This window comes from Bradyrhizobium sp., from assembly GCF_019242285.1.
Lineage (GTDB): Bacteria > Pseudomonadota > Alphaproteobacteria > Rhizobiales > Xanthobacteraceae > Bradyrhizobium.
This window is the reverse complement of sequence record NZ_JAFAVV010000293.1, coordinates 1-4,627: the sequence shown is the minus strand read 5'-3', so window position 1 is coordinate 4,627 and position 4,627 is coordinate 1. Positions and strand designations below refer to the sequence as shown.

Annotated in this window: 6 protein-coding genes; 3 read left to right on the top strand and 3 right to left on the bottom strand. The window is 61.1% G+C overall.

Going from position 1 to position 4,627, the window contains the following annotated elements:
* Window positions 1-526: TetR/AcrR family transcriptional regulator C-terminal domain-containing protein (locus tag JOY90_RS11450; protein ID WP_291691250.1), on the top strand; the 526-nt coding region annotated here is incomplete at its 5' end.
* A 435-nt stretch (window positions 527-961) separates the two neighbouring features.
* Here the strand turns inward: JOY90_RS11450 and JOY90_RS11445 are convergent.
* Both JOY90_RS11445 and JOY90_RS11440 read right to left on the bottom strand, forming a co-directional pair.
* The gene (locus tag JOY90_RS11445; RefSeq protein WP_291691249.1) at window positions 962-1,399 is read right to left on the bottom strand and encodes a hypothetical protein; all 438 of its coding nucleotides are present in this window, start codon (window positions 1,397-1,399) and stop codon (window positions 962-964) included.
* 46 nt (window positions 1,400-1,445) lie between these two features.
* On the bottom strand, window positions 1,446-1,703 hold the full coding sequence (locus JOY90_RS11440) for a hypothetical protein (protein WP_291691248.1): 258 nt from the start codon (window positions 1,701-1,703) through the stop codon (window positions 1,446-1,448).
* Window positions 1,704-1,983: 280 nt separating this feature from the next.
* Here JOY90_RS11440 and JOY90_RS11435 point away from each other — a divergent pair, with 280 nt between their 5' ends.
* Both JOY90_RS11435 and JOY90_RS11430 read left to right on the top strand, forming a co-directional pair.
* Complete coding sequence (locus JOY90_RS11435; RefSeq protein ID WP_291691247.1) at window positions 1,984-3,159, top strand: DUF3734 domain-containing protein; 1,176 nt, start codon at window positions 1,984-1,986, stop codon at window positions 3,157-3,159.
* Window positions 3,160-3,195: 36 nt separating this feature from the next.
* Window positions 3,196-3,987, top strand: coding sequence for an acetoacetate decarboxylase (locus JOY90_RS11430; RefSeq protein WP_291691246.1), 792 nt, complete (start codon window positions 3,196-3,198; stop codon window positions 3,985-3,987).
* A gap of 142 nt (window positions 3,988-4,129) precedes the next feature.
* Here JOY90_RS11430 and JOY90_RS11425 read toward each other — a convergent pair whose 3' ends face one another.
* Window positions 4,130-4,582 carry a DoxX family protein gene (locus JOY90_RS11425; protein ID WP_291691251.1) on the bottom strand — a complete coding sequence of 151 codons (453 nt, stop codon included), beginning with the start codon at window positions 4,580-4,582 and terminating at the stop codon, window positions 4,130-4,132.
* Window positions 4,583-4,627 lie beyond the last annotated feature (45 nt).

Here is a 4,627-nt window from a genome sequence, read left to right as displayed (position 1 = left end):
GGAAGTGGCGCCGGCAAGCAAGCCGACGATCTATGCCCACTTCGATGGAAAGGAGGCGCTGTTCGAGGCGGTCGTCGCCCGCGTCCTCGACGGATTGACGAATTTCAAGGGTTTTGAGCCCAAGGGACGCACGGTGCCGGACAAGCTAGCGAGTCTCGGCACCGAGGTCGTGGAACGATTCATTGATGAGACGATAGGCATCACCCGCGCCACCATTGCCGAGGCGGACCGGTTCCCGGCGTTGAGCCGCCACGTCCACGAACACGGACGCGACCGAGCCGCCGCTGCCGTGTCCCACGTCTTGAGCGATGCGACCCACACGCCGTCGCGCGGCTCCAAGGGACCCTTCGGCCCCAAACGAAGCGTCGCCACCGCGCAGATTTTCATGGATCTCATTCTGCTGCCAATGATGATGCGGGCTTTGATGGGCGAGGGAGCGAAAGAACTCCGCAGCGAACTGCCAGCGTTCGTGCGCGAACGCGTCAACTTCTTCCTTGCGGCTTGTGAAGCCGATTGGGGAAAGTGAGGCCCTTGCGCGCCACAGTCGACGGGCGTGAGCGATCTTGAATTGATGCGCTATTCCTGATTGGTGAGACCTCCCGTGCTGCAGCCAGACCGGCGGAGCAGGGCCGTCGAAAACATGGCTTGCCGGGCAAAGCCGCCATCTCCGCGAATGCGTCGAACGATTGGCGTTTCGTCAGAACGGGAGTCTCGCGTCCGCCAACGTCAGTCCGTGCGCCGCCTCTTTGTGCCAAGGTCGAGCGCGTCGTGTCGAATACCACGCGTTCAGGCCATTTATGATCCGTATGGATCCGGATGTTGATTCTCTGGTCGAACGGAACGCCAGAGCGCGGTGCAGGGGCAATCGGGGTGGAAAAGCACCAATTGGCCGCAAGAAGCGCCGCGACGAGGAAGCCTCCCACCCAGCCAAAATACCGAAGCAGCAGCATTGTCGGAAACCTCAGCGCCGGTCGGCCGATTGCAATTCGCGGCGGCAGGCCTCGCTGAAATCGCGCAACGGATCCATCTCGTTGATCAGGTCGGGCAGGTCGACTAAGGTCCGGTTCGGAGACAGATAGGTTTCGAGGATCAACCGCCCCGCTTTCTCGGCCGCCTCGACCACGGCGTCGCTTGAAAGAATTTTCATCCGCGCGATAAAGGCATAGAGCTTGACGAGCTTTGATACCTCGGACTTGTCGTTCACTAGGGCGTCCGCGTAGAGTCGCGATGCTTCCTCTATAAAGCTTCTGTAAAGCTCTTCGCGCTGTGATGTGGCCCGCAGGCTGTGACGGACGCGGTCCTTGCGGCGCTGGGTCACCCAGCCGGTGACGATCGACGCCAGCGTACCGGAAGCCGATCCCGAGAACGACGCAAGCGCGGGAATATAGAACATATCCATCTTCGTATCTCCTTGATGGCGGCTCGCATGCAGCCGCCGGATGCAGCTACTTGCTTCCATTGGCCACCGGGCCGGCGCTTTGCTCGAAGACCGATCGGCAGGCGTCGCTGAGATCGGACTTGTTCTGCCTTGGGCAGTGCTCGACCCTGGCAGGATCGGGGATGTAGCTGATGCGGAGTCTGAAGGCATCGGGCGCACACGCGGCCCTCTGCCCGGGGGTGCCGCGATTGTCCTGCGCAGCAGCGGTTGTGGCGCAAAGCAACAATGCCAGCACTTCGGTAGGACGTGCGATTTTCGAAATCATAGCTCATCACTCCTTTGATGGATCATGTTTGCGATTTCGCTCGACGCGGGCCTGCGAGGGAAGCGCCGGTTTTCAGCGACATACGGCCCTCACAAGAAGCTGAGCGGGACGTGTGAGCCGATTTCCTTGACAGGCTCATTCGTGCCTTATATAAACTATACCGTATAGTTTAGTTCGTCAACCCAGAATGTGAACCGGCCTTCACAGAAAGCAGGCCACGCGAGCCCGAGCAGATCGAAAAACTCGCAAATGGCCCGAACCCGTCAAAAAGAGAGCACGCATGAACTTTCAGCCTCGACCACACCTGATGACTACAGAACGGCGACTGCCTTTCGAGTGCGTTACCCTGCTGTTGCAGGGGGGCGGCGCGCTCGGGGCGTATCAGGGAGGCGTCTACGAGGCGCTGGCGGAAGCCGACATCCATCCGGACTGGGTCGCCGGCATCTCGATCGGTGCGATAAACGCCGCCATCATTGCCGGCAACCCGCCCAATTCCCGCGTCGAGAGGCTGCGCCAATTCTGGGCGCATGTGACGTCGAGCGCCCCCTGGGATTGGCTCGGCAATCCCTTCGGTGATTTGGCGAGGAGTGACGACACGCGCAATCTTCTCAACCAGATGAGTGCCAATCTCGCGATCGCCTGCGGCGCCGCGGGCTTCTTCTCTGCGCGGTCCGTGGTGCCATGGCTCCAACCGGGCGGAACGCTCGGGGCAACCAGCTTCTATGACACCGGCGACCTCAAGCACACGCTTGAGCGCCTGGTGGATTTTGATCGCCTCAATGCCGGAATGACGCGCTTCAGTGCGGGCGCGGTCAATGTCAGGACCGGCAATTTTGTCTACTTCGATACCAACACCCACAAGATCACCCCGGAGCATGTCATGGCGAGCGGGGCGCTGCCACCCGGCTTTCCGGCGGTCGAGATCGATGGCGAGCACTACTGGGACGGCGGCCTCGTGTCCAACACGCCGCTACAGTGGGTGATCGAGAGCAATCCCCGTCGCGAGGATACGCTCGCATTTCAGGTCGATCTCTGGAGCTCGCATGGCGCGCTGCCACGCAATCTGGCGGAAGTCGCCACTCGGCACAAAGAGATTCAGTTCTCAAGCCGCACGCGCGCGAGCACCGGTCAATTCAAGAGCGTGCACCGCGTCCAGCGTGCAATCGCGGCGCTGCTGCGCCGGCTTCCTCCCGATATCGGGGAGAATGATGATCTGGAGATCCTCAGATCGGTCGCCAGCGACAAGGTCTACAACATCATCCACCTGATCTACCGGGCACAGAACTACGAAGGCCACTCGAAGGACTACGAGTTTTCCCGGCTGTCGATGCAGGACCATTGGCGCGCGGGATATCACGATGCCGTCCGCACGCTTCGTCATCCCGAAGTTCTTGCTCGCCCCACGAGCCTGGACGGTGTCTTCACGTTCGATCTCGAACGTGACGGTCGCGAGTAGGCAATCCCGCAAAACCCAAGACAAGAGGATTAGAACATGCGTGAGAAAGAAGTACTGGAGCGTGCCTTCGCGATGCCGCTTACGAGCCCGTCTTACCCCCCCGGCCCGTATCGGTTCGTTAACCGCGAATATCTGATCATCACATACCGGACCGATCCGGCAAAGCTGCGTGCAGTTGTGCCGGCACCGCTCGAACTCGACGAGCGCGAGGCGCTGGTAAAGTATGAATTCATCCGTATGCCGGATTCAAACGGGTTTGGCGACTACACAGAGAGCGGTCAGGTGATTCCAGTCTCGTTCCGCGGCCGCAGGGGCGGCTACACCCACTGCATGTTCCTTAACGACGAGGGACCGATCGCCGGCGGCCGCGAACTCTGGGGCTTTCCCAAGAAACTGGCGCAGCCGACGTTGCGAACGGAAATCGACGCGCTCGTCGGAACCCTGGACTACGGGCCGCTTCGGGTCGCGACCGGCACGATGGGCTACAAGCACCGCGAGGCCGACCTCGGGCAAGTCAAAGCTTCGCTCGCGGCTCCGAACTTCCTGCTCAAGATCATTCCGCATGTTGACGGCACGCCGCGCATCTGCGAGCTGGTCGAATATCATCTCGAGGACGTCGCGATAAAGGGCGCGTGGACCGGGCCAGCGGCGCTCCACCTGTTCCCTCACGCCCTGGCACCCGTCGCCGAGCTACCCGTGCTCGAGGTGGTCTCCGCGATCCACATCCTTGCCGACCTGACGCTCGGCATGGGCGAGGTCGTGCACGACTATTTGCGGCAGCCAAGCCGTCAGACGCCGCGCATTGACGATATGGCTTTAGCGACTTGATGCCAATCGTGCACGGAGCTGCGGCTGGGGACGCCGCTTCTTTGTTTTGACCGTGGAGTGCTTCCTGGAGTTCAAATCGTCTTGCGAACGCGAAGTGCAATGCTTCGGCACGAGAAGCAACGGCGTAAGGACCCTCCCTCATTTACCTGTGCTTCGGTAGCAGGATTCCTCGCACCAGATGATCGGCCGAGATGCGGCCCGGACCCCAAGCCATGATCCCGAGCGCCATCGCCGCCCAAGTGAGATGGATCGGCCAGCCGTCGGGCACGGTGAGTTCGACAATGATGGTCATGAACAGCAGCCCGAGGGCGGCAAAGCGGGTGGCCAAGCCGAGCACCAGCAGCACCGGAAAGGTGATCTCGCCGCAGCCGGACATGAAGGCCATCACCGTGGGCAGCGGATAGTGATAAGGGCCGCCGGGAAGGTGCAGCATGAACTCATCCGTGAAGAGGGTGACCGCGGTATCATTGAGCCTCCCAAAGCCCTCCCATTTGAGGATACCGGACTTCCAGAATGGCACGGCCAGTGCCAAGCGCATGACGAGTTGAACCAGCGACGGCATCTGGACCAAGTGGATGGCCTTACCGGCAAGGATGCCGACCCCAGGTCGCTCACTCGCGCCGTAGTGTTGATCGATGAC

Coding starts and splice junctions, on each gene's coding strand:
- JOY90_RS11445 (WP_291691249.1), bottom strand. CDS start 1,399: ATGGATATGTTCTATATTCCCGCGCTTGCGTCGTTCTCGGGATCGGCT.
- JOY90_RS11440 (WP_291691248.1), bottom strand. CDS start 1,703: ATGATTTCGAAAATCGCACGTCCTACCGAAGTGCTGGCATTGTTGCTT.
- JOY90_RS11435 (WP_291691247.1), top strand. CDS start 1,984: ATGAACTTTCAGCCTCGACCACACCTGATGACTACAGAACGGCGACTG.
- JOY90_RS11430 (WP_291691246.1), top strand. CDS start 3,196: ATGCGTGAGAAAGAAGTACTGGAGCGTGCCTTCGCGATGCCGCTTACG.